We start from the raw sequence: 388 nt of genomic DNA, 5'->3' as shown, positions 1-388 counted from the left end.
CCTGCGCCTCGACCTCCGGAGCGGCACCGCCATCGAGCGCAACGTCCGGGCGGCCGAGCATCGCCTCGAAGCCGCGCGCTGCGGCGTGCGCGCGATCGAGTACGTCGAACTCGGCGACGCTCATATGGCTGGAAAGCTCGCCGAGCGGGCCTACCACCTGGCCGTTCATGCGGAGTCGCTCCGAAAGGCAGGTGGCCGATGACCGCGACCCTCACGACCGAGCAGATCAGCTACGCCTTCAATACGGCGATTCTGGCCCTCAACGACCGTATCCTGACCACGGAAGCCGGCGACGAGCGTGACGCCCTCTCCAGGGACACCGACATCCTCGCCCGCGTGGCGATCTTCGTGCGAGACCGCGCCCGGACCTTCGGCGACCGCGTGATGT

Annotated in this window: 1 protein-coding gene; it reads left to right on the top strand. The window is 68.6% G+C overall.

The window, feature by feature from the left end; genetic code table 11:
- Window positions 1–198 precede the first annotated feature (198 nt).
- Window positions 199–388, top strand: a 190-nt coding sequence (locus I6F37_RS44315; protein ID WP_225155033.1) for a hypothetical protein, incomplete at its 3' end; no start/stop codon positions are given.

Source organism: Bradyrhizobium sp. NBAIM08, from assembly GCF_020193935.1.
In the GTDB taxonomy this organism is placed as follows: domain Bacteria; phylum Pseudomonadota; class Alphaproteobacteria; order Rhizobiales; family Xanthobacteraceae; genus Bradyrhizobium; species Bradyrhizobium yuanmingense.
This window is presented reverse-complemented; position numbering and strand designations above follow the sequence as displayed.